This window comes from Mucilaginibacter sp. cycad4 (assembly GCF_034263275.1).
Classification (GTDB): domain Bacteria; phylum Bacteroidota; class Bacteroidia; order Sphingobacteriales; family Sphingobacteriaceae; genus Mucilaginibacter.
The window spans coordinates 4,473,735-4,498,157 of sequence record NZ_CP139559.1; the positions used below are offsets into that span (position 1 = coordinate 4,473,735).

A 24,423-nucleotide genomic window follows, 5' to 3' on the forward strand; every position below is an offset into this window, starting at 1 on the left:
AAAGTTTAAAAGCAAATGAAAAAGATTTCAATTATAACAATGCTGGCAATCTCGGTAGTAGCGGGATCGTGCAGAAAAGATAGTTCATTTTTAGATGTGCCGCCTAAACAGGTGCTGCCAACAGATCTGGCGTTTTCAGATCCCGCGCTGGTACTTTCAATCCTTGGCGATCTTTATGACAGGCAACGCGATTTCTCAAGTCTGGATGGTTATCCCTCAAGAGAATATCCTCAGTCACCAAATGGCGACAGGGAGCCGGGATGGCGTACATTCGCTGATTTCAGCGAGGCTTTTCCTTCAGAGAATGGAAGTAGTTTCCTCGTACAGCGTACAGGCTGGGGCTACGGTGAATGGGCTATATGGGATTATGGTTACATCCGCGACCTGAACCTTTTTATACAACGTGCAACCGCGGCAACCAAACTTACCGATGGCGATAAGGCCCGCTTTATTGCCGAGGCCCGTTTTTTACGCGCTAACTATTATTTTGAGATGGTTAAGCGTATGGGTGGCGTTCCCTTAATTACCGATCCGTTGGCTTATGATTATTCGGGCAATGTTACCCCGCTTCAAAGGCCGCGCGCTAAAGAATCGGAAGTATATGATTTTATTATCAGCGAAGCAGAGGCTATTAAATCTATCCTCCCTGCCGATGTTAATCAAAAATCAAGGGCAACTAAAGCTGCAGCCTTAGCTATGGAGGCAAGGGCCGCGTTATATGCCGGTTCAATTTCAAAATATGGCGCCACTACACCGCAGGCCTCGCTGCCGGGCAACGAAGTAGGGATCCCTTCAACCCTGGCTAATGGTTATTATACCAAAGCACTGACCGCCGCCCAGGAAATTATTAACGGTTCCGCAGGCAGCTACCAGTTATACAAGGTACTTCCTGACCTGAGCGATAACTTCGCCGCTATTTTTCTTGATAAAAGCAGTGTAAACCAGGAAGCTATATTTGTTGAGGACTTTAAAGCTAACGGTGGTAAAGTACATGGATTTACCACTAACGATCAGCCATTCTCTATATCTGACGAAGGTTTAGATGCAGGTCGTTTAAATCCATCGTTAAACCTGGTTGAGGCGTTTGAAAAACTGGATAATACCTATGCGCCTATTGCAACAAAAGATGGTGCAGGCAACCCGATATACTACGCTAACCAGCTTGATGCATTTGCAGGCCGGGATGCAAGGCTTGCAGGTACCGTGCTTTTACCAAACGGCTTATTTAAAGGTAAAAGAACGGAGGTTTACGCCGGTTACCAGCTTGGCGATGGTACGGTGATCAGCAGCGGTGACGCTACCATAACACAGGACGTTCCGGGATTAGGCAAAACACAGGTAGTGGGTAAGGACGGACCGGTTAACGGCCTGGAATTCCGTACACAAACCGGTTTCTATGTACGTAAATATCTTGATCCAACTGTAGGTTCGGGCCGTCGCGGCCGCGGCAGCGATGTTAACTTTATCCGTTACCGTTATGCCGAAGTGTTATTGAACGCCGCGGAAGCTGCCTTTGAACTTGGCCAAACAGGTACCGCGCTTGGTTATATCAACCAGGTTAGGTCACGTGCCGGCCTAACCACTCCTTTGGCTTCACTTACTTTTGACAGGATAGTACATGAGCGCAGGGTTGAGCTTGCATTTGAAGGCCACACTTTGTATGATATGAAACGCTGGAGACTTGCTACCAAAGTTTGGGATGGTAACCAAATGTCAGTTGCCGACCTGGTTAGCAACATCGGTAGCGCCACCAAGCATAATACACAGCCTTTTGGTTTATGGCCATACAAATACTACAATCCGGGTAACGCCAATAATGGTAAGTGGATTTTTAAGGAAGTGAAACCAAGTGCAGTAACAGGCGCCAACAAATTCCAGGTAGGTAACTATTATTCGCAAATTGGTGATGATATTTTATCTGCAAACCCTAAAATTGTAAAGCAACCAAATCAATAGGTATTAATAAATTAACCATCATGAAAATAAAATTTCATCATATCATATTAGGGCTCTTACTTGCTGCCATGGGTTGCAAGAAAGACAACTATGATGCGCCCGCGTCAAAGCTCACCGGCCGCCTTACATATAAAGGCGAGGCGATAAATGTTGAATACAACCAGGTCCCTTTTGAACTTTATCAGCCGGGCTTTGGCAAGATAGCACCCATCAGGGGTACTTTTCAGCAGGATGGCAGCTATTCGTCGCTGCTGTTCAACGGTAATTACAAATTCACTATTCCCGCAAACCAGGGGCCTTTTATGTGGAAGGAAGTAAGTGCCGGAAAAAGGGATACAGTGGCGGTTACCATTAGCGGCAGCCAAACTATGGATGTTGAGGTAACGCCTTATTACCTAATTAATAATGCCAAAATAACTGCCGCCAATAAAGTGGTTACAGCGGTGTTTGATTTGCAAAAAGTTATAACTGATGCCAATGCTAAAGATATAGGTTCGGTGGTGTTATACATCAACAAAACCCAGTTTGTATCGGGCAGTGATAATATTGCTGCTACTGAAGTTGCCGGTTCTGCTATAACAAGCATGAACGGTATCAGCATGAATGTAAATGTCCCTACTATCACGCCTGCACAAAACTATGTGTTTGCCCGTGTAGGTCTTCGGGTTGCCGGTGTGGAAGATATGATCTTCTCGCCTGTGGTAAAAGTTACTTACTAAGCTTTATAATCAGGCCCCGCTGTATAGTGGGGCCTTTTTTATCCCCCTGCATAATTAAAATTAATATAATACTCATCCCCATTTTAACTGATGAAGAAACTATCGCTTTGCCTGTCTCTTTTTATTACTACCTATCTATCTGCCAATGCACAGCAAGGCGAATGGCATTTGATAAAAGACAGGATCACTACCCCATGGGCCGAAAAGGTTGACCCTAAGGCACCGCTACCCGAATACCCGCGTCCGCAATTGGTACGCAGCAACTGGCAAAACCTGAACGGTTTATGGAACTATGCCATAGTGCCTAAAGCAACTACAGGGCCTGCCAAATATGAAGGAAAGATATTAGTGCCTTTCTCGGTTGAATCTGCGCTTTCGGGTGTTGGAAAAACGGTTGGTAAAGATAGTATGTTGTGGTATAAAACAACCATCAGCTTAAATAAAACATTAAAAGGTAAAGATGTGCTGCTGCATTTTGGCGCGGTTGACTGGCGTACCGAAGTATTTGTAAACGGCAAAAGTGCCGGCATTCACGAAGGCGGCTTCGATCCGTTTACCTTTAATATTACCCCTTATTTAAAAGGCGGTTCAAAACAGGAAATTACTGTAAGCGTATGGGACCCGACAGATGATGGGCCGCAGCCGCGTGGTAAACAGGTAAAAAAGCCCGAAGGGATCTGGTATACTCCGGTTACCGGTATCTGGCAAACTGTTTGGCTTGAAGGCGTAGCTAAAACGCACATCGAAGCCACCAAACAAACCCCCAACATTGACGATCACACACTCTCGGTTTCGGCCGAAGTTAACAATAGCCAGCCGGGCGATAAGCTGAAGGTCAGCGCCTGGAATGGCAAAACCCTGGTATCCGAAAAAACAATTGATGCAGGCGAAATTGCCGTGCTTGATATTAAAGACCAGCATTTATGGTCAACTACCGATCCTTTCTTATACGATTTGAAAGTTGCTGTTATCCGCAATAATAAAGCCGTTGATGAGGTAGGCAGCTATTTTGCCATGCGCAAGATTTCGCTTGGCCCTGATGCAAACGGTATTCAGCGCATGTTGCTGAACAACAAATTTGTGTTTCAATACGGCCCGCTTGATCAGGGCTGGTGGCCTGATGGCTTATACACCCCGCCTACTTACGAGGCCATGAACTTTGATATTGATAAGTTAAAGGCGATGGGCTTTAACATGATCCGTAAGCATATCAAAGTTGAGCCTGCCCGTTATTATACCTACTGTGATAAAACAGGGATGCTTTTATGGCAGGACATGCCAAGTGGCGATTTAGGCAACCATTGGGAAAACCGCCCCGGCGTGCTTGACCGCGCGACCGATCAGCAGCGTACACCCGAGTCTGAAGGTTATTACCGTAAAGAATGGAACGCCCTCATGAACTCATTATACAACTACCCATGCATTGTGGTATGGACTCCGTTTAACGAGGCCTGGGGCCAGTTTAAAACTGTAGAGATCACTGAGTGGACAATGAAAAAAGATCCTTCCCGCCTGGTGAACAGCGCCAGCGGAGGTAATTTTTATGACACAGGGAACATTGTCGATCTCCACAATTATCCGCACCCGGCTATGCCGCGCCCGGAGATCTTTGGTAAAACAAAGGCTGTGGTTTTAGGCGAGTTTGGCGGTTTGGGCTGGCCGGTTGACGGGCATACCTGGCAGGCCAACAAAAACTGGGGTTACCAAAACTTCAAAAACGGCGATGACCTGTTTAAAAGATATTCAACCTTTACCGACAGGCTGGAAGAGCTGATCAAAGCAGGCCTTTCGGCTGCAGTATATACCCAAACAACAGATGTGGAAGGCGAGGTGAATGGTTTCATGACCTACGACCGCAAGGTGATTAAAATGCCTGTTGAATTGTTACAAAAAGCCAACAGCAAACTGTACGATCCGGCCCTGGTGAAATAATATCTTTACGTATGACTATAAAAAATAGTATAAAACTGATGCGCAGGGAGGTTTGTCTTTCCGTGGCGATGATATGTGCGGGCTTTGCAACAGCAGGTGCCCAGGGGTTGAAAGCAACAACGGTTACTACAGTTGATAACAAAAGTCCGAACGCTTTCTATATAAATAACCGTGCCCCGTTGCAGAGACAACATTTTACCAAATTGCCTACCGGTAGTATTGAAGCCGGCGGCTGGTTGAAAAAAATGATGGAACTGCAAAGGGATGGCCTTACTGGCAATCTGGGTGAGATCAGCGTATGGCTTTCAAAAACCAATAATGCCTGGCTCAACAAAGAAGGTAAAGGCGAGTATGGCTGGGAAGAGCTGCCTTACTGGTTAAAAGGCTATGCCGATATAGCCTATATGCTGAAGGATAAAAAGATGATGGCCGAAACCAAATTCTGGATCGACGCCGTGCTGAATAACCAGCGCGATAATGGCGACTTCGGCCCGGCGGTTGAGCGTAACGGTAATCGCGATTTGTGGACTAATATGCCGATGCTGTGGTGCCTGCAATCATATTATGAATATACTAAAGATCCGCGGGTGATCCCTTTCATGACCAAATACTTTAAATACGAGCTATCGGTACCCGACAGTAAGTTTTTAAAGGATTACTGGGAAAACAGCCGCGGCGGCGATAATATGCTGAGTGTTTACTGGCTGTATAATCGCACCGGCGATAAGTTTTTGCTTGACCTGGCTACCAAACTTGATAAAAACACCGCCGACTGGCGCCAGGCCAATAACCTGCCCAATTGGCATAATGTTAACGTAGCCCAGTGTTTCCGTGAGCCTGCAACTTATTACCTGCAAAGCCATGATCCAAAAGATCTCGACGCTACTTACAATGATTTTAAACTGATCCGTAATATTTATGGACAGGTACCAGGTGGCATGTTTGGTGCCGATGAGAACGCCCGTAAAGGTTATGACGATCCGCGCCAGGCGGTAGAAACCTGTGGTTTGGTTGAGCAAATGACATCCGACCAGATGCTGCTGGGCAATACCGGCGACCGTTTCTGGGCCGAAAACTGTGAGGACGTTGCTTTCAACACCTTCCCTGCTGCCTTTATGCCCGATTATCGTGCTTTGCGCTATCTAACCGCTCCTAACATGGTGGTTAGCGATGGAAAAAATCACCATCCCGGTATAGCCAATGAAGGCCCGTTTTTAATGATGAACCCTTTTGGCAGCCGTTGCTGTCAGCATAACCACGCTGCCGGCTGGGTTTATTATGCCGAAAACAGCTGGATGGCCACTCCCGATAATGGTATAGCAGCCTTGCTTTATACCGAAGGAAAAGTTAATGCAAAAGTTGGTAATGGTACCGCGGTAAGCATTGCCGAAACAAGTCATTACCCATTCCAGGATCAGATCAGCTTTACGGTTAATACGCCAAAAGCAGTTGATTTCCCACTTTACCTGCGCATACCGGAATGGTGTAAGCGCGCATCGGTAAAAGTAAACGGTGTAGCTGTGGATGTGAATACTTCGACCGGAGATTATATTCGTTTGGCTAAAAGCTGGAAAAACGGCGATAAGGTAACGCTTCAGTTGCCAATGCAATTGAAAGTACAGGAGTGGGCGAAAAACAAGAACAGCGTAAGTGTGAGTTACGGTCCGCTTACTTATTCGCTAAAAATTGAGGAGCAGTATACTAAAGGAGATAATACCAAAGATGCCCAGGGCGATTCCCATTGGCAGCCCGGTGCCGATCCTCAAAAATGGCCATCTTACAATATCTACGCGGCATCACCATGGAATTATGGCTTGCTGATAGATGAACAACATCCTGAAAAATCAATAACGGTCGTTCATCGTGCGTGGCCAAAGGATAACAATCCGTTCACCAATGCCAATGCGCCTATTGAATTGAAAGCCAAAGGAAAACAGTTGCCCGGCTGGAAGATAGATGAAACAGGTTTGTGTGGCGTGCTACCACAAAGTCCCGTTAAGACAGAAGAACCCACCAAACAACTTACACTGGTACCTATGGGTGGCGCAAGGTTAAGGATTTCAGCTTTCCCGGTTACCGAATAATGATGAACACACCAATGATAAAAGGAATTGTATGCGGTTTGCTGATGATGGCTGGTTTAACTGCTGTGGCACAGGATGCCCCGGTTAAAAACCAGCCGCCATCGCCGCTATACCGCGACCCTATTTATGATGGTGCTGCCGACCCTGTATTGGTTTATAATAAAGCCGAAAAGGAATGGACAATGTTATATACCCAGCGCCGGGCCAATGTACAATCGCCGGGAGTGGCCTTTTGTTATGGTACCGCCATAGGTATTGCTACCTCGAAAGATCATGGGCATACCTGGGTATATCGTGGGGCGCTAAACCTTGAGCATGAGCGAGGAAAAAACACCTTTTGGGCTCCCGATGTGGTTTTTGACAAAGGCGTATACCACATGTTTGTTGTATATATCCCCGGAGTGTACAGCCAGTGGGGCGGCGATTCGCACCTGGTGCATTATACCAGTAAAAACCTGTGGGACTGGAAATATGAAGGTCCGTTGAATTTGCCCGATCATAATATCATCGACCCAACACTCATGAAACTGCCCGATGGCAAATGGCACATGTGGTATAAGGATCAAAAACTGGGCAGCATCACCATGACAGCCGAAAGCACTGATCTCGTAAACTGGAAAGTAGCTGATAAGCCTGCCATTGAAGGCCGGGCACACGAAGGCCCAAAGATCTTTTGGTTTAAAGATTATTACTGGATGATCACCGATGAATGGCAGGGGCAACGGGTTTATCGCTCAAAAGACGCTAAAACCTGGGAACACCAGGGCCTGGTGCTGGATAAACCCGGTCACCGGCCGGAGGATACACCAACGGGTGCACACGCCGATGTAGTAGTAAGTGAGGGCCATGCCTATATCGTTTACTTTACCCACCCCGGTCGTAAAAAGCATTTTGAAGATGGTGGCCTTGATGCCGATGGCGCTTACAGCTATTCGACCAAGCGTACTTCTATCCATGCCGCCGAACTGGAGTTTAACGGGGAAACCCTGGTTTGCGACAGGGATAAGCCATTTAGTTTCTGGCTGGCCGACGTAAAATAAAATATCGACAGAAATAAAAAGAATATAATTGGTTATGCGGCAGGTATTCATTTGGTTAATGGGTGTGTTTGCCCCGGTGATGGGCCTGGGGCAGCACAATGCCGTTATGAATAAAACCATTGTTTGGGATCAGGCTACGTTAACCCGTATAAGCGAAAAAGATGGTAATTATGCACGCATGATCCAGCTCAGGGATGGCAGCCTGCTTTGCGTTTATCAAAGTAAGGCCGGTATTATATGTACCAAAAGTAATGACGCCGGAAAAACATGGTTGAAGCCGGAGGTTGTTACCGCCTCATATAAGGGCATGGAAATGGCTGTGCCGGAAGTATTGGAGCTTAAGGATCGTTCAATCCTGTTATCGTACAACCCAAGGCCATATAAAATTAACGGCAGTTGGGATACCACCAAACACTTTGCCATCTGTACCAAAAAAAGCTACGATGAAGGCAAAACATGGACGGATGAACGCCTGATCTATGAAGCCCGTTATAACTTTGACGATGGCTGCTGGGAACCATCGCAAATTCAGCTGCCTTCGGGCGAAATCCAGCTGTTCTTTTCAAATGAGGGCGTTTATACTAAATCAAACGAACAGAATATTTCTATATTCCGATCAAAGGATAATGGCCTAAGCTGGACAAAGGAACCTGAAATAGCATCCTTTAGGCCCGGCCACCGGGATGGTATGCCGGTCCCCCTCCTTTTGAAAGGAAAAAAAGAGATCGCGTTTTCGATAGAGGATAACGCAGGCGCGAGTTTTAAGCCATCAATTATCAGGAATAATATCAACCAAAACTGGCAAAAAACAGTGGGTGCCGATGATGCTGAACGTACCTATGCACTCACTCCTAAATTGCCCGATACTGTTTACGCAGGGGCGCCCTATTTAAGGCAACTGCACAGCGGCGAAACCATATTATCGTACCAAAGCACCCAAAACCGTAACCATAACTGGGAGCAGTCATGTATGCAGGTATCGATAGGTAACAATGATGCCAAGGATTTTGTAGGCGTGCCAACACCATTTAATATACCGCTTAACAAACAGGGGCTTTGGAATGCCTTGTGCGTGCTTAGCGACGATACGATAATTGCGCTTACTTCAACAAACGCGTTTGGGGATAGGACGGAGGTTTGGATGATAAAAGGGAGGCTGGTGAAGAAGTAAATAAACAAATCCTCGCCGCCGCTCGGCTCCAGCCGAGTGGCAGTTATTAAGCGGCCTCTGGCCGCCGAAGTTGGAGGAGAAGGCCGGAGGCCTTGGGATAATTGCCACTCGGCTGGAGCCGAGCGGCAGCGTGTGATTAGCAGGTAAGCGTCGACGCTTACCCAAATGTAGTTCAAGCCTGGATGCCTGAACGCTCATGAATAAAACAGGAATAAAACTATTAAATACAGATAAATGCAAACAAAATTAAAAGTATTGGCCCTTGCTTTGGCAATGCCATTGGGCATGAGGGTAATGGCGCAGCAGAAGGCTCCGGCGCAGGTATGGTCGCAGCAAAAGGCAACAACATGGTACGCGCAGCAGCAATGGCTGGTTGGTGCCGATTTTATACCCAGCACAGCCATCAATCAGTTAGAAATGTGGCAGGCAGATACCTTCGATCCAAAAACTATTGATAAAGAATTAGGCTATGCACAGGGCATCGGCATGAATGTTATGCGTGTATTCTTACACCACCTGGCCTGGGAGCAGGATCCTGAAGGTTTTAAAAAACGTATGGATCAGTATTTAACCATTTCAACCAAACACGGTGTTAAAACCATGTTTGTGTTTTTTGATGATTGCTGGAACAAAGAGCCCAAAACAGGTAAGCAGCCTGCTCCAAAGCCGGGAATCCACAATTCTGGCTGGATGCAGGACCCCGGTCAGCCGGCTTCTGATAACGCTGCAAATTCTCCCGTGCTTGAAAAATATGTAAAGGATGTATTAAAGCATTTCGCCAACGATAAGCGCATTTTACTTTGGGATCTGTACAACGAGCCTGGCAACTCCGGCAAGGGCAACAAGACTTTGCCATTGCTTAAAAGCGTTTTTAAATGGGCAAGGCAGGTAAACCCAAGCCAACCTGTCAGCGCAGGCATCTGGTCATGGGGACTGGAGGACCTGAATAAATTCCAGGCAGCCAATTCAGATGTGATCACTTACCATGATTACTCGCCCGAGGCAGATCATCTAAAAACTGTTCAGTTTTTGAAAATGATTGGCCGCCCGTTAATCTGTACCGAATATATGGCCCGCCCGCGCAACAGCCTGTTCAGCACCGTATTGCCCATGCTTAAAAAAGAAAACGTAGGCGCCATAAACTGGGGCTTTGTAAGCGGTAAAACCAATACCATTTACGCCTGGGACACCCCGATACCTGATGGCAGCGAGCCTAAATTGTGGTTCCATGATATTTTCCGTAAAGATGGCACGGCTTATATTCCTGAAGAAACAACACTGATCAAGAAATTGACCGGAAGGTAGGGTTGGAATGCGCAGATTTCAAATGCGGATGATTTTTGTAGAGACGCATCACATGCGTCTCCCTCCGGACAAGCGGATTTGCTCGACAGCTTTGAACGCGGGAGACGCATGTGATGCGTCTCTACATCGAAAGACTTGACCTATGAAAAAGAGATTTAAATATTTGATGCTGGCGCTGCTTAGTGGCGCAAGTGCTTGCAGCCATGCACAGCAGGCATCTCCTGTTAAACAAACAGCACCTTATAAGGGCCTCATCCATGTCGTGCTCGACAGGGATTTCCCCGATCCTACGGTAATCAGGTATAACGGCAAATACTATGCCTATGCCACTCAGGCGCCGGGAAGCAATGGTAAAATGATCAATATCCAGGTGGCCTGGTCAACTGATCATGAGCACTGGGCTTACGCCGGCGATGCCCTGCCGCAAAAACCTTCATGGGCTTCCAATACCCAAAACTTTTGGGCGCCGGATGTATTCTTTGATCCCAAACTCAAAAAGTTTGTCATGTTCTTTTCTGCCGATCCGAATGAGTTGACAGGCAAATGGATGGGCATTGCTTATGCAGATAGCCCGCTTGGCCCTTTTACCGACAGGGGCACGCCATTCATGAAAGGCCCGAGCTTTCAATGCATCGATCCTAAAGCTTTTACCGATCCCAAAACCGGCAAGCATTTCCTTTACTGGGGATCGGATTTTCAACCGCTGAGGGTTAGGGAAATGAAGGATGACTGGTCGGGTTTTGCTGATGGCTCATCTGCTACCGCGGTTGTTTACCCCGGGAAGGATAAAAGCTATAGTAACCTGGTTGAAGGTTCATGGCCCGATTATGATAATGGAACCTGTTACCTGTACTATTCGGGCGATAACTGCTGCGGGGCCGGGGCTAATTATGCTGTGATGATAGCTAAGGCTGATAATCCGCTCGGTCCGTTTGTTCGATTGGGCGAAAGTAATCAAACATTCAATAGCGCCATTTTAATAAAAGACGCGGTTTATACTGCTCCGGGTCATAACTCTATTTTTACGGATGAAAAAGGAGACAAATTCATAGCCTATCATGCTATTGAAATAGCACATAAGGAAAAAGGCAGGGTAATGTGTATCAGCCCTATCAAATATCAAAATGGCTGGCCGGTGGTAACCAAATAACAAAACAACATGGCTCATCAATTAAAACACCTTGTACTTTGCGGTTTACTGTCGCTGGCTTTTTTTAATGTTCAGGCACAGGGATCAGGTAATAAAAATTTTAAACCGGCCGCCGGTGTAAGCATAAACGCAAGTACTGCAAACGTTACGGTAACCTGGCCGGCAGGAGGCAACAGCAATGGCAGGCTTGTTTTAAATCTCAAAAATGATCAGCCGTTGTTCAGCAGTATCCAATTAGGTAAAAGAGGAATTTATAAACCGGTAGTTGAAAATGTTGATCCGCAGTTTATCCTTACAGAAGGCAAGCGTGACCTCATCTCTCAAAACGGATGGAATATCTTTTTTGATAAAGTACCGCTGAAGCCGCACCATTCTTATAAGGTAGATTTTCATAAAAAGGCCATCAGTGTAAGCAGCAAAGGCTCGCGCACTATAATTACCCTGCCGGGATTAGAAGCCCCCAATTTTAACGGCGACCTGGAGATAACCATCTATAACGGTCAGCCTATGTTTAATGTGGCAGCAGTGGTATCGACGCAAATCGACTCGACAGCTATTTTGTACGATGCCGGTTTGGTAGCGAAAACTCAACCTGTTAAAACAGTAAGTTACAGTGATGTTTATGAACACCTGCAAAAAGATAATATTAGTCAAGCAGATACCGCTGAGCCTCTTGCCGTAAAATACCGTACCATTATCGGCAACAATGATAAAGGCAGTATAGCCGTATTCCCTGCGCCGCACCAGTATTTTTATCCGCTTGATGAAGCATTCAATCTCAAATTTGTTTGGCACGGTAATAACTACCGTAACCTGCTTCCGGGTTACAGTCTTGGTATCAGGCAGGAGTTACAGGGCGATAAACGTTTTGTTCCCTGGTTTAATGCACCGCCCGGGACCAAACAGCGGCTTAACTTTTTTTGCCTGCTGGGTACCGACGGGGCCGGGGCTTTGCTAAACAAGGTGAAGCTATTTACCCATGATGACAGTTACAAGCCCCTGCCCGGTTATAAAACTATGGCAAGCCATTTTCATAATGAATTTATCATGAGCGTTGTACTGGCCGGTAAGCCGGTTCCGGATAGCCCATCGTTTGTGAAAGTGCTGAAAAGGCAGGGTATTAATATCGTTCATTTGGCTGAGTTTCATTATACGGCCCACCCCAAAGGCCCGGATGAGCAACGCCTTAAGGAGTTAAAAGCGTTGTTTGACCAGTGCAGCCGTTTGTCGGATAAAAACTTTTTACTGTTACCGGGTGAAGAACCTAATGAATTTTTCGGCGGGCACTGGCTGGCATTTTTCCCGAAGCCGGTTTACTGGATCATGTCGCGAAAAGCGGGTACACCTTTTGAAAATACAGATGCCGAACACGGTAAGGTTTATCATATAGGAGATAAAGCAGATATGCTCAACCTGCTTAAAGCCGAGAACGGTTTGGCCTGGACAGCCCATGCCCGCACCAAAGGATCAACCGGTTTTCCGGATGCTTATAAAAAAGAAGATTTTTACCTGTCGGACAGGTTTTTGGGAGCTGCATGGAAAGCTTTACCGGCCGATCTGTCGGAGCCACGTTTGGGTAAACGTATCTTCGATCTGATGGATGATATGAATAACTGGGGCCTGAAAAAGAAAATACTTTCTGAAGCCGACCTGTTCAGCATCGAACCTGAAAATGAAATGTATGCCCACCTCAACGTAAACTACCTGAAGCTTGCCAAACAACCACAATATAAAAATGGCTGGCAGCCCGTGCTTGATGTACTGGAGCAGGGCAAATTCTTTTCCACCACCGGCGAAGTTTTGATTGAGGATTTTACGGTAAACGGTCACTCGTCCGGCGAAACCATTACCCTCCCTGCCAATGGTAAATGCATTGTTAGCTTTAAAACCAACTGGACATTTCCATTAAATTTTGCAGAGATCATTTCGGGAGATGGCGAACATGTTTATCGTGAGCATATTGATCTTACTTCAACGCAGGCCTTCGGCACAAAAACATTCAGCAAAGTGATGAATATGAAAGGGCGTAGATGGGTACGATTGGAAGTTTGGGATGCGGCAGTTGACGGGGCCTTTACGCAAGCGGTGTGGTTGAAGTAAAAACCTAAGTTTCTTGCTCAAAACATCCGCCGCCGCTCGGCTGGAGCCGAGTGGCAACTATCAAAACGGCCTCTGGCCGGCGTAAATCCGGCATGGCGTACACAGGCCAGAGGCCTTGAAATAACTGCCACTCGGCTGGAACCGAGCGGCGGCAGGGGAAATAATTTATAATAGTACCTGGCGGGGCGCAGTTCAGGCCTGAACCGTTCTTCTTAAATATTTCGGTGTGTATTTTACGGGGACTTTAACCAGTGCACGCTCTGAAAAAAAACTTCTCAGGGCCGCTATTTTACCGGTGCGGATGAGATAGCTGATGAATAAGGCAATTAACATAATTTTTATTTAACAATACTTGCAAAACGTTGATAAAAGGCGGTAGGGCTGTCGGCATGCTTGGGCTCGTATTTACCGGCGATGATAGGGATATATATTACCCTGCGGCGGCTTGCCTCACCAATTACGGTTGATTGGGCCACGCGGTGCCACAGGCGGCCGTCATGTATGGTCAGGTCGCCTGCTGTAGGGATAATAGCTACCTCATTTTCGTCGGTATCGTGATCAAGGAAATACTTTTTACGGAAAAGCATCTGGTAAAGGTTTTGCTTATGTGTACCGGGCAGGATCCGCAAACCGCCGTTTTCTGGTTTTAATGTGCTGAGGTGGATGCCAACGTTAAGCATCGGGTTTAATTTCTGTCCGTGAAAAATATCACGGAGGCCATCGGTATGCCAGCCCATTTTACTAAAGCTGCTTTCGGGGCCGTTTACATAGTGGTTGAAAACCATGCCGTCTTTTTCATCAGTTCCCAAGCGCGAACCTTCACCTATCAGGTTAAGCAGTACCTCGAAACGTGGATCTCTTGTAAATTCATCTAACAGGTGATGGTGCTGATTGATAAAGGCAAAACGCTGTACAATAGGCGAGCCGTTAAGGTCTTTACCGTATTTAATGGGCACCCCGTTTACCTTTTCGGTTTTGTTGCTGATCCAGGAATTTTCAACCTGCTTTGATGCGTTGATGATGTCGGTAACAGTTTCGGGCTTAATAAAATTTTTAAAATGTATAAAACCGTGCTGATTAAAAAAAGCTTGCTGTTCGGCCGTAATTGTTGAGCCTAATGTGAATTTTTGATATGACGCTGCCATGTGGTGGAAAAGATATTATTGTACCTGGAAAATGAATTTGTAAACACCGGGGTACCGCCTGGGCGGTGTAAGAAAGGAGCGGATCCTTTAAGGAAATTAACGACAACAGCTGCACATGAGCCCTGTTATCAAGGGCATTCGCATTGGGGATGCAAATAATATGTTGTGCTTATTGTTCAATGTATATTAATTCTATCTTTTTAATAGATTAATACAAATGTAAACAAATTGTTAATCATACCAAATATTTATAAAAATATTTTTTAGTGTTTGTAAAGCCCGGCGGTTACGCGTTCAATCAGGCTTTTAGGACTATGTACTGCCGCTGCCGCCGAAAGCTTGTTTAAAAATCCGGGGACTATTTCGGCCTTTTTATTGAACATTCCTTTTATCCCGATGACCGCAACTTCATCAGCTGTCATGTTAAACTTTGCCGCCAGTTCAGCCAGTGCGTCCATCCCTGCGCTATGGGCAAAGCCGGTGTCCGTAGGGCCGGGACAAAGACAGCTTACCGAGACATTGGAGTTTTTAAGCTCATATCTTAAAGCCCTGCTAAATGATAAAACAAACGCTTTGGTAGCAGCATATACAGCCAGCGTTGGTACAGCCTGATAAGCCGCGGTGCTGGATACATTGAGTATAAAAGCCTGCTGCTGCAATTTTAAAAGCGGGATAAAATGATAAGAGAGCTCAGTAAGGGCATTCATATTAACCTGCATCATGCCGGTTTGTGCGGTTAAATCCAGTTCATCAAAATTACCCCACATGCCATGCCCTGCATTGTTTATCACAACAGATACCGGGACATTTAAATTTTTAACCCAATCAAATACCTGCAAAGCTGCGCCTGTTTTTGAAAGATCAGCCGGGAGGTAGCCGGCTTTAATTTTATAGCCGGCTTTTATTTGGGTGGATAATGCCAGGAGATCGCTTTCCGACCGGGAAACCAGGAGCAGGTTATATCCCTTTTGAGCCAGCAATATAGCCATTGACCGCCCAATGCCTTTACCGGCCCCCGTAACTAAAGCGTATTGATCCATCATTTTTATGAGTATATCTGCAATGCAAGTTTAAATAAAAATAATCTACTAAACTTGTAGACTATTTAAAATGTTATTACGTTTGTATTGATATGAAAACTATACCGCCCCGTTTTCGTTTTTTAAGCTATAACCAGCCAGGTTATTGTTGTTGCCGGTAAATAGTAACCGCTCCCCTCTTCGTTATTATATCTGTAGCACAATTATCACAAGTTTAAAAAATTGGTCATGACCGCTCATCGTATAAAATATTTATTCAGCGCCGTTGTAGTCATGGGTTCTATGTTGTCTGTACTTTCTTCATCGGCCCAGCTCTCGGCTTCGGTAAGGGATAAGTTCAACCTGCTGCCCGATACATCTGCCCATAGCATAATTGATGATAGTTATTCGGCAAAACTGCTTGCGGGCATATCAGGTAAACCCGTTATTGATAAAACCGATGCAGGTTTTGAAAACAACCTGGAAAGTGAGCTGGATACCCACGCAGGCCGTAAAAAGCTGCTGGGCTATTTAAAAGAGCTATCGGCAGGCAATACCAATGAGGCTAATTATAACCAGGCGAAAGTTAAATCATATTACAAGCTTGCCAATGTATTTGCCAAACTGCATTTGTACCCTTTAGCTATGAAATGCTTTTTTAAAGCGATGGTATCTAAAAAAGAGGGCAGTGATCTTGTGCCTGCTGCTCCTGATTCTCTTATTTCTGATACAACCGGCCGGCAGTTACATTTAAACAGCGGTTTGCTGGCAATCAACGCAAATGACGATTCGGTATTTGTAAACACCCCGGTTCAGTTAAAGGATAAAAAAGAAAAGAAGAGCAAATCGATCACTTACAACCGCATCCTGAACACTTTTAACGATGGCAAAAAAGCGGTAGCTTACGCACTTTTGTTTCATGTAAAACAGCCTAAGCCGGGTAAGCCGACTGTATTTGTGAGGGCTAATACCGGTCATACTTTTATAACGCTCATCAAGTATAACACCGATTCCACTACAGTTTCTGTTTCCTTCGGATTTTATCCTAAAAAGGACAATATATTTTCGGCCACTCCATGGGAGCCGGAAACCTCGGGAACCTTTAAAAATGACGAGGCACACAAATGGGACGAGGTGATGGGCAAGTTTATAACCGAACGCCGGTTTAAAAGGATCCTGAAACTAACCCGCTTATATGATGGGTTGGAGTATCATCTGTCAAAAAATAACTGCACCGATTTTGCATTGCAGGCAGCTTCCTATGCCGGATTCGGAGTTACCAACTCAAGAGGCTCATGGCCGCTGGGCCAGGGAAACAATCCCGGCACCACCGGGCAAAGCATTATAGCAGGCGGTATTTATGATAATGATAAGGCCGATCTGTTTATTGATTTTGATGAAAATCTGAAATAAGAAAACCTTACATATCGCTCCACTCAGACAGGCTGGCCAAAATAGGCAGCAGCGCTTTTCCTTTGGGGGTTAAAGCGTAATCAACACGTACAGGTACTGCGGGGATTATAGTTTTGCTGATCAGCCCTGAAGCCTCCAGTTCTTTCAGTTGCTTACCTAATGTTTGATCGGTTATACCCGGCATAGCTCCTTTCAACAGGCTGAACCGGTCGTTTCCTTCAGAGATATGAATAACGATAAGCGCTTTCCACCTGCCCGAAATGGTATCGAGCGCACCATTTATCCGGCACGACCGATACAGGAATACTTTATTAACAGCGTTTGATGAGTTTTCCTTGATCATAAGTATATATAAAAGCTGAAAGCCAGTAACCTGGTTATTAAAATTAATTAATTCTGTATAAGCACTCCCTTTTTTGTGAGTTGCTCCCAATTAAAGGAGTATGGGTTATTTAAACTCCTGGTATTTAGTTTTGGATTGAGCAAATTTAAAGCTCAATATTTATGAAAGCAATACAATTGAATGGTTTTGGCGATGTATCCAACTTTAGTTTAACCTATTTGGATGTTCCTGTGATTAAAAATGACGAAGTGCTGATACGGATCAAAGCAGCAGCCTTTAACCCTATTGATTACCAGATGCGCTTAGGCCTGCGCGAAAGCAGACTGATGCGTTCACCTGTTTTGGGGCGTGAGCTCTCTGGTATTGTCGTACAGGCAGGTTCGGGTGTTACCGGTTTTAAACCCGGCGATGAAGTTATAACACTGGCAGGCAGCCGCGGATCAAACGGAAGTTATGCCGAATTAATAGCATTAGATTATCGGATGATTGGCCGTAAACCTCATAGTACCAGTTTTGAAGAAGCGGCCGCGCTCCCTTCATCAGGTCTTACTGCCTGGCACAGTTTCAACAGGATGCAGGCCGAAGCGCCTGACCATATTTTTATCAATGGTGCTGCAGGCGGTGTAGGCCGGTTTCTCATAAAACTATTAAAAGCAAATGGTATTTCAAACATAATAGCTACAGCCGGTAGCGAACAAAGCATAGCGGCGCTGCAAAGCCTTGGCCTGAATGCCGGGCAGATCATTAACTACAATCAACCACATTTAAAGGATTTGCTTATCGCTGCAAATAATGGAGTCCGGTTTGATTATGCCGTAGATCTTGTAGGAGGCATTATGGCCGAAACCGCAGCCAACGTGTTAAAAATGAACGGGAACTATGTTGATATTACTTTTTTAAGTACATCAATCACCCGCGAAATTTTATTTGACAAAGGGGCCAATATTATCAATGTTGCGGCCTATGCCTTTGCCATTGAAAATAACCTCACCTGGTATGGAGATACACTTAATCACCTGGCTCACTTAATTGACACCGGTAAAATAGATGCACCCGCTATAAATGTTATTGGCAACCTTAGTGTGGAAACTGTGCAGGAGGCCCACCGCCTGATGGAGGCTAATCGTGTTTATGGTAAAAAATTGATTATGAGGATTTAAATTGATCTTATATAGGGTTAATTGACTTTTTTACATAAAGTAATTAAATATCACTGATAATCAATATGTTACTTTTAACCTTTGTGCTTTTAGCTTTCATATAATGTGCTTCCTTCTGTATTAACCTCAAATGTATGGTGTACCCCGCATTTAAGCGCAAAGTTGTTTTTTTGATGCCCCACCGGAAAATCAAAGCAAACCGGATAAGTATATTCTTTTACTTTTTCGGTTACAATATCATAAATGGTATGGCCAAATTCTTCACCTTCAATATCGGGCTTTAACTGGAAGCCGCCTATGATTAACCCGGCTAAGCGGGAAAGTTTACCGCTTTGTTCCAGGTTCCAGAACATACGGTCGATATTGTAAAGGTATTCGTGGGTATCTTCAACAAATAAGATCTTACCATCCGTATCCAGATCAGACGGGGTGCCCGAAAGCGTTGTAATCAAACTCAGGTTACCTCCAACCAACGGAGCTCCGGCTTTGCCGGGGCGGTTTTGCAGGCAAGCAGGTGACGAATAATTAAGACTTTCGCCCGTAAGCGCCTGCCTGATGGATTGAATGGTGGCTACCTGCATGGGGTCGGCCTTTGCCCGGTCATCAGGAAAACTGTTGCACATTTTTGAATGCAGGGTTGCAATACCAAAGTTTCGGTTGATATGGCAATGCAGGGCGGTAATGTCGCTGAAGCCGATGATCCATTTCGGCTTCTTTTTAAACTGCCTGAAATTTAGCCGGTCAATGATCCTCACCAATCCGTAACCTCCCCGTGCGCACATAATGGCTTTAATCTCCGGGTTATCCAGCATTTGCTGCAGGTCTGCCGCACGCTCTTCATCCGTTCCTCCGTATATAAAATCCTTTTTACCTGCGTTATCGCCAATCTCAACCTTAAAACCCCAGCTCTGCATAAGTTGTACAGATGGGATAATGTCGGCTAAGCTCATATATCCCGATGGACTAACAATACCTATTGTGTCGCCCGGTTGTAAATAGGGCGGGATTTTGTGATGGGCTTTAGCGTCAGGAATTTCAGCTGTAGTTGCCCATGACCCCGAAGTTGATAATGCGGCGCCGGCAGTTACTAAAGAGGAGATGAAGCGTTTTCGGTTCATTTTTTATGGCTGTTGTATTGTAATACAACAGGATTGATAAAAGTATGAAAAACAGCATACAAGTAATGATACGGGGCTGGTAATTATATTATCTACCATAATCTTTACAAAAAACGCGTTTGCCTTTGCATAAAGATCATTAAGTTTGGATTTGATGAAGATTAAGTTTATCCCATTTTCAGGAACTACACTATTGACAGCTCTTGCTCTGCTGTTATGGTTTTTCGCTTTTCAGAGTTGCCACAGCGCAGATCATAAGAGTGAGGACGGAAAGGATGCTGATAGTACAACATCCCGGCCCATAGCTTATACCTCAGCAGCCGGTTTTAAAATAAAAGCGGCCATTTCATGTACTAAAAACGGGATGATCAAAGAGGATAGCATTTTATATATGCATCAGGGAGGCGAGGCATTTCAACCTACAATAGTTAATGTGAACAGTACATCGGCCGATAAAGCTGATAATGATATGGCCTGGATCCCCGGCGGCACTTTTAGCATGGGTGGGGTTAATCCAACGGGCATGACTGATGGCGGTATGGAAGCTATGGATGATGCCAGGCCTGTTCACCGGGTATTTGTTGATGGTTTTTACATGGATAAAACAGAGGTAACCAATAACCAGTTTGCCAAATTTGTTAAAGCTACCGGCTATGTAACCGTGGCCGAACAAAAACCAACCGAGGCGGAATTTCCGGGCGTACCATCCGAAAAACTCGTTGCCGGATCGGTTGTTTTTACGCCTCCGCATCAGAAAGTTCAATTAGATGATATTTCGCAATGGTGGTCGTATCAAAACGGGGCCGATTGGAAACATCCGCTCGGGCCGGGCTCCGACTTGAAAGGGAAAGAAAACTACCCGGTAGTACAGGTAGCCTGGGAGGATGCTGCTGCCTATGCCAAATGGGCCGGAAAACGTCTGCCCACAGAGGCTGAATGGGAATTTGCCGCAAGGGGAGGTAAAGCCGGTGAGTTATACCCATGGGGCAACCAGTTAAAACAGAAAGGGCGCTGGATGGCCAACACATTTCAGGGATCTTTTCCTGATCATGACAATGCCGAAGATGGAGAAACCGGTCTTGGCCCTATAAAAAAATATCCCGCAAATGCCTACGGCTTATATGACATGGCCGGCAACGCCTGGGAGTGGTGTGCCGACTGGTACCGTAATGATTATTATAATAGTTTTAATCCTAATACAGTTGTACGCAATCCCAAAGGGCCTTCTGATTCTTTAGATCCGCAGGAGCCCGGGCAAAAAAAGAAGGTTCAAAGAGGCGGCTCATTTTTATGTACCGATCAGTACTGTACGAGGTATATAGTTGGTTCAAGAGGTAAAGGCGAATATCGCTCGGCAACAAACCACGTCGGCTTTCGATGTGTACGGGATATTAAGCAAGGTAATAATACCACACAGGACGCCCAGCAAGCGCTTTAATATCTTTTCAATTTTATCTTAATTACCCAATTTGGTTGCTTTTGGCTTCAGGCTCCCGCGGATCATGCTAAAATCTTGCCGGGATAACTTTTGTGATATTTTCCCAACCATAAAAATATTGCGGTATAAATAAACTTTATCTCTATAAATGCAGTAATTTCAATGCGGGCTAATAACTCAACCGTTATGATTTACAGAAGCTACCTGAAACATCATTTTAGAAATAATCTAATATATATTCTTCTGATATTGCTATTTCCTAAGGGCATACTTGCCCAAACCGACCCGCCATTTAAGCCGATATCTGCAAACATTATTAAACTTCCGTCTAAAATATTGAAGGAAGAACGGAAAATTTATATTTATGTCCCACCCATCGATACGCTACTACCTCATAGGCGTTACCCGGTATTATACATACTTGACGGAGATAATCATTTTAGCATGATTGCAGAATATTGCAGGTACTTGAGCCGCTGGGATGTAAATGTCATGCCCGAAATGATTATAGTTGGGATTCCTAATACAAACCGCACAAGGGACCTTACCCCAACCCATAGTGTTATTGATTATTACGGAAAACCTGACACCAGTTCAAACTCATGGTTAAAGCCAAGCGGCGGCGGCAATAATTTTTTACAATTTATTAGTAGCGAGTTGATCCCGTATGTTGACGCGCACTACAAAACAGAGGCCTTTAGAATTTTTGCAGGACACTCATTTGGCGGCATCACCACAATCAATTGCCTGCTAACGCAGCCGGATATGTTTAGTGCTTATATAGCTGTAAGTCCTTCATTTTGGTGGGATAAAGAGTATTTACTTAACCTTGCCGATAGGAAGCTAAAAACCAACCGGATAATAAATAAAATGATCTTTTACAGTGATGCGAACGAAGGAGGATCAGACAAATCTACCTTTCATATCGACCTTTTAAAATTCGACTCTATAATAACACAAAATAAAATACCGGGGTTAGACCATAAATATGTTTACTATCCTGAGGATATACATATGACGGAGCCTATAAAAGCCTATTATGACGCCTTACGATTTATTTACAGGCAATGGGACCTGCCGCAGATGGATCCAAAATCATTGAATGCGGCTGTTGTAAAGCAACATTATCAACAATTATCTCAACGATATGGATATGCTGTTATACCAACAGAAGTGAATATTAGCAACACGGCAATGTATTTATTAACCCAGCCCGGGGCGCTGGACAATGCTATAGGTCTACTTGAAATGAATACCCAAAACTATCCCGCATCGCCAACTGCCTTTAGCCAATTAGGCGATGCATATTTAAAAACGGGTGATCGTTCAAAAGCGGTGACTTGCTATAAAAAGGCACTTGCATTAAACCCCCGATCACAAAATATAAAAGCTAAATTAACGGGCGCTTCAGAAAACCGGTAATTCTTATATATTTTTATCCCATCCCGTAATTATTCGGCTTGATCCCTTTTTTGCGTTAGGTAGAGCTATAAAAAAAGAAGCACTCCTGATGGGCAGGAATGCGTTCTAACCAATTATAAACCTAAATTATGAGAAGAGATGTAAATCCGGAGTCGAACCGGTGACGCTGCCTGTCAGCTATTCACATGATGCTACAAATATACGTGTATTCTTTACATTTATTGTCATCTTAATATGAAAATTTTACTTTTATTGGTATTATTTTATAGATAAAGATTAGTTTATGGATAATTGGCAATGAATTGCAGTATTTTCGAAGCATAGAAGCTTCTGTAAAGAGAAAGCGTTAAAAAAATAGAATTGCAAAAATGAGATTGTCATACGGGTAACCACCAGGGAAACCCTGGAAAAAATCGTAATGACGTAGAAAATATTAGCGATTGTGCGTAGGGCTGCGTTAGGATTGCAGTGGAAAGCCCACAGCGTGGGTTAGGTTGCGGGAAGGCAAAGCGAGGACTTGTAACGGAAAGCCCGGCCCGTTAGCTAACGGGAACGCCCATATCATAAAATCTTTCCGCACAAACATATAAAAGTCAATAACTTAAGATTAAGTCATTGCGTGGTACGAAGCTATCGCGAACTATACAGAGCGGCTCTGATAATCGGGGATTGCGTCGTATTCGCAATGACGATTTTTAAACAACCACCTGGAAAAGAAGATGTATTGATTGCGACTGCATAGCACAAGATATTATAGTGATGTTTACTACCGGATTTTATGGATCAATTAAATTCATAATCAGGTCCTGCGGCTTTCAACTGTGTATACAAAGCTTTCGGCTTTGTAATAGCCAAGATTGTATTCCATTGGGCGCTCGCCCTGATCGTAAACAAATCTTTTTCTGAATAATACGGGGCTGCCGGTTTCAATTTCAAGCTTGCCGGCTATAAATTTATTAGCTTCAAGAGCACTGATCTCTTCTTTTGACAGGTTTGCTATTGTAGAATATTCATCCTCAAGCATTTCATAAAGCGGGCGTTTAAAATCTTCTTCGCCGGTAAGGCCTATCCTCGGGTGAAAATAAGATATGAAATAAACAAAAGGGTTGTCGCTGCTGCCCCGTAACCGTTCCATTTTTACAATTTTTTTCTCCGTACCGATATCGAAAAAACTGGCAGTGCTTTCATCCGGAAATACCCAGCTTACATGCAGCTCATAGTTTTTTACGGTAATGCCCCTCGCTTTCATTTCCTGCGAAAAACTGAGCCAGTTCATTGATTTTGAACTGATCCTGGAGTGGGCAACCTTGGTACCAAAGCCTTTTTTACGGATCAGCAACTCTTCATAAACAAGTTTATTAATAGCCTGGCGCAGGGTTGTGCGGGATATAGCCAGCTTTTTAGCCAGTTCAACCTCGTTGGGCAGTAATTTACCTGCCTGGTAAGCTGGGTCTTTGATTAGTTCGCGAAGCAATTGTTCAGCCTGGATATGGAGGGGAATTGGGCTTTTGTGGTCGATGGCTAATTTCATAGTGGTTTTTACTAACCTTAATGAGGATATAAGTGCGGGTAAAGATAGTAAAAAGGTTAATCATGTATTTACATGGTTTAAGCCGGTGTTTTTAATTTACCATACAGGATATGATAGATTGTATGGTATGTTAATGATTAAATGACTTATTTTATTTTTATTGGCCTAACTATTTAGCAGTTATTTGTATCAATTATTTACTTTCAGGGCTTCATAACCTAAATGTTCATACAAATGGTTGTTTTATTGTTTTAATATTATAAATTGTTCTTTAATTATCCCCCGGCCAAAGGCACAAAGTGATGGAAAATAACCCGTTAGTAAAGATCATTATCGTTGCCCCTAACGACATAATCGAGAAACTCATCAGGCTTTAG

Annotated in this window: 19 protein-coding genes; 13 read left to right on the forward strand and 6 right to left on the reverse strand. The window is 44.6% G+C overall.

What is annotated here, in order from left to right; translation table 11 throughout:
- Positions 1-15: 15 nt before the first annotated feature.
- The 9 genes from SNE26_RS17925 (at position 16) to SNE26_RS17965 (ending at position 13,457) form a co-directional block, all read left to right on the forward strand.
- A complete protein-coding gene (locus SNE26_RS17925) occupies positions 16-1,956 on the forward strand; it encodes a RagB/SusD family nutrient uptake outer membrane protein (protein ID WP_321555292.1) in 1,941 nt (646 codons plus the stop codon).
- Between the two features lie 20 nt (positions 1,957-1,976).
- On the forward strand, positions 1,977-2,675 hold the full coding sequence (locus tag SNE26_RS17930) for a DUF3823 domain-containing protein (RefSeq protein ID WP_321555293.1): 699 nt from the start codon (positions 1,977-1,979) through the stop codon (positions 2,673-2,675).
- A gap of 90 nt (positions 2,676-2,765) precedes the next feature.
- Positions 2,766-4,607: a sugar-binding domain-containing protein gene (locus SNE26_RS17935; protein WP_321555294.1), complete on the forward strand. Its 1,842-nt coding sequence runs from the start codon at positions 2,766-2,768 to the stop codon at positions 4,605-4,607.
- 11 nt (positions 4,608-4,618) lie between these two features.
- Positions 4,619-6,691, forward strand: coding sequence for a beta-L-arabinofuranosidase domain-containing protein (locus SNE26_RS17940; protein ID WP_321555295.1), 2,073 nt, complete (start codon positions 4,619-4,621; stop codon positions 6,689-6,691).
- Positions 6,692-6,705: 14 nt separating this feature from the next.
- Positions 6,706-7,731, forward strand: a complete 1,026-nt coding sequence (locus SNE26_RS17945) for a family 43 glycosylhydrolase (RefSeq protein ID WP_321555296.1) — start codon at positions 6,706-6,708, stop codon at positions 7,729-7,731.
- Positions 7,732-7,765: 34 nt separating this feature from the next.
- Positions 7,766-8,902, forward strand: a complete 1,137-nt coding sequence (locus tag SNE26_RS17950) for a sialidase family protein (protein ID WP_321555297.1) — start codon at positions 7,766-7,768, stop codon at positions 8,900-8,902.
- A gap of 234 nt (positions 8,903-9,136) precedes the next feature.
- Positions 9,137-10,207 carry a cellulase family glycosylhydrolase gene (locus tag SNE26_RS17955; protein ID WP_321555298.1) on the forward strand — a complete coding sequence of 357 codons (1,071 nt, stop codon included), beginning with the start codon at positions 9,137-9,139 and terminating at the stop codon, positions 10,205-10,207.
- 142 nt (positions 10,208-10,349) lie between these two features.
- Complete coding sequence (locus tag SNE26_RS17960; RefSeq protein WP_321555299.1) at positions 10,350-11,357, forward strand: glycoside hydrolase family 43 protein; 1,008 nt, start codon at positions 10,350-10,352, stop codon at positions 11,355-11,357.
- Positions 11,358-11,366: 9 nt separating this feature from the next.
- Positions 11,367-13,457 carry a hypothetical protein gene (locus tag SNE26_RS17965; protein WP_321555300.1) on the forward strand — a complete coding sequence of 697 codons (2,091 nt, stop codon included), beginning with the start codon at positions 11,367-11,369 and terminating at the stop codon, positions 13,455-13,457.
- Positions 13,458-13,649: 192 nt separating this feature from the next.
- Here SNE26_RS17965 and SNE26_RS17970 read toward each other — a convergent pair whose 3' ends face one another.
- The 3 genes from SNE26_RS17970 to SNE26_RS17980 form a co-directional block, all read right to left on the reverse strand.
- A complete protein-coding gene (locus SNE26_RS17970) occupies positions 13,650-13,790 on the reverse strand; it encodes a hypothetical protein (protein ID WP_321555301.1) in 141 nt (46 codons plus the stop codon).
- Between the two features lie 5 nt (positions 13,791-13,795).
- Complete coding sequence (locus SNE26_RS17975; RefSeq protein WP_321555302.1) at positions 13,796-14,602, reverse strand: phytanoyl-CoA dioxygenase family protein; 807 nt, start codon at positions 14,600-14,602, stop codon at positions 13,796-13,798.
- A gap of 263 nt (positions 14,603-14,865) precedes the next feature.
- Entirely contained in the window at positions 14,866-15,645 is a 780-nt protein-coding gene (locus tag SNE26_RS17980) for an SDR family oxidoreductase (RefSeq protein WP_321555303.1), read from the reverse strand.
- A gap of 225 nt (positions 15,646-15,870) precedes the next feature.
- Between SNE26_RS17980 and SNE26_RS17985 the strand changes: the two genes are divergently transcribed.
- On the forward strand, positions 15,871-17,034 hold the full coding sequence (locus SNE26_RS17985) for a hypothetical protein (protein WP_321555304.1): 1,164 nt from the start codon (positions 15,871-15,873) through the stop codon (positions 17,032-17,034).
- A 7-nt stretch (positions 17,035-17,041) separates the two neighbouring features.
- Here the strand turns inward: SNE26_RS17985 and SNE26_RS17990 are convergent, their stop codons facing one another.
- Positions 17,042-17,377, reverse strand: a complete 336-nt coding sequence (locus tag SNE26_RS17990; RefSeq protein WP_321555305.1) for a helix-turn-helix domain-containing protein — start codon at positions 17,375-17,377, stop codon at positions 17,042-17,044.
- Positions 17,378-17,538: 161 nt separating this feature from the next.
- On the opposite strand from SNE26_RS17990, the gene SNE26_RS17995 reads away from it, so the two are divergent.
- Entirely contained in the window at positions 17,539-18,537 is a 999-nt protein-coding gene (locus SNE26_RS17995; RefSeq protein ID WP_321555306.1) for an NADP-dependent oxidoreductase, read from the forward strand.
- 89 nt (positions 18,538-18,626) lie between these two features.
- Here SNE26_RS17995 and SNE26_RS18000 read toward each other — a convergent pair whose 3' ends face one another.
- Positions 18,627-19,655 (reverse strand): LD-carboxypeptidase, encoded by a 1,029-nt coding sequence (locus SNE26_RS18000; protein ID WP_321555307.1) that lies wholly within the window; start codon positions 19,653-19,655, stop codon positions 18,627-18,629.
- A 154-nt stretch (positions 19,656-19,809) separates the two neighbouring features.
- Between SNE26_RS18000 and SNE26_RS18005 the strand changes: the two genes are divergently transcribed.
- Both SNE26_RS18005 and SNE26_RS18010 read left to right on the forward strand, forming a co-directional pair.
- The gene (locus tag SNE26_RS18005; protein WP_321555308.1) at positions 19,810-21,093 is read left to right on the forward strand and encodes a formylglycine-generating enzyme family protein; all 1,284 of its coding nucleotides are present in this window, start codon (positions 19,810-19,812) and stop codon (positions 21,091-21,093) included.
- A gap of 186 nt (positions 21,094-21,279) precedes the next feature.
- Positions 21,280-22,515 carry an alpha/beta hydrolase-fold protein gene (locus SNE26_RS18010; RefSeq protein ID WP_321555309.1) on the forward strand — a complete coding sequence of 412 codons (1,236 nt, stop codon included), beginning with the start codon at positions 21,280-21,282 and terminating at the stop codon, positions 22,513-22,515.
- Between the two features lie 799 nt (positions 22,516-23,314).
- Here SNE26_RS18010 and SNE26_RS18015 read toward each other — a convergent pair.
- Complete coding sequence (locus tag SNE26_RS18015; protein WP_321555310.1) at positions 23,315-24,046, reverse strand: GntR family transcriptional regulator; 732 nt, start codon at positions 24,044-24,046, stop codon at positions 23,315-23,317.
- Positions 24,047-24,423 lie beyond the last annotated feature (377 nt).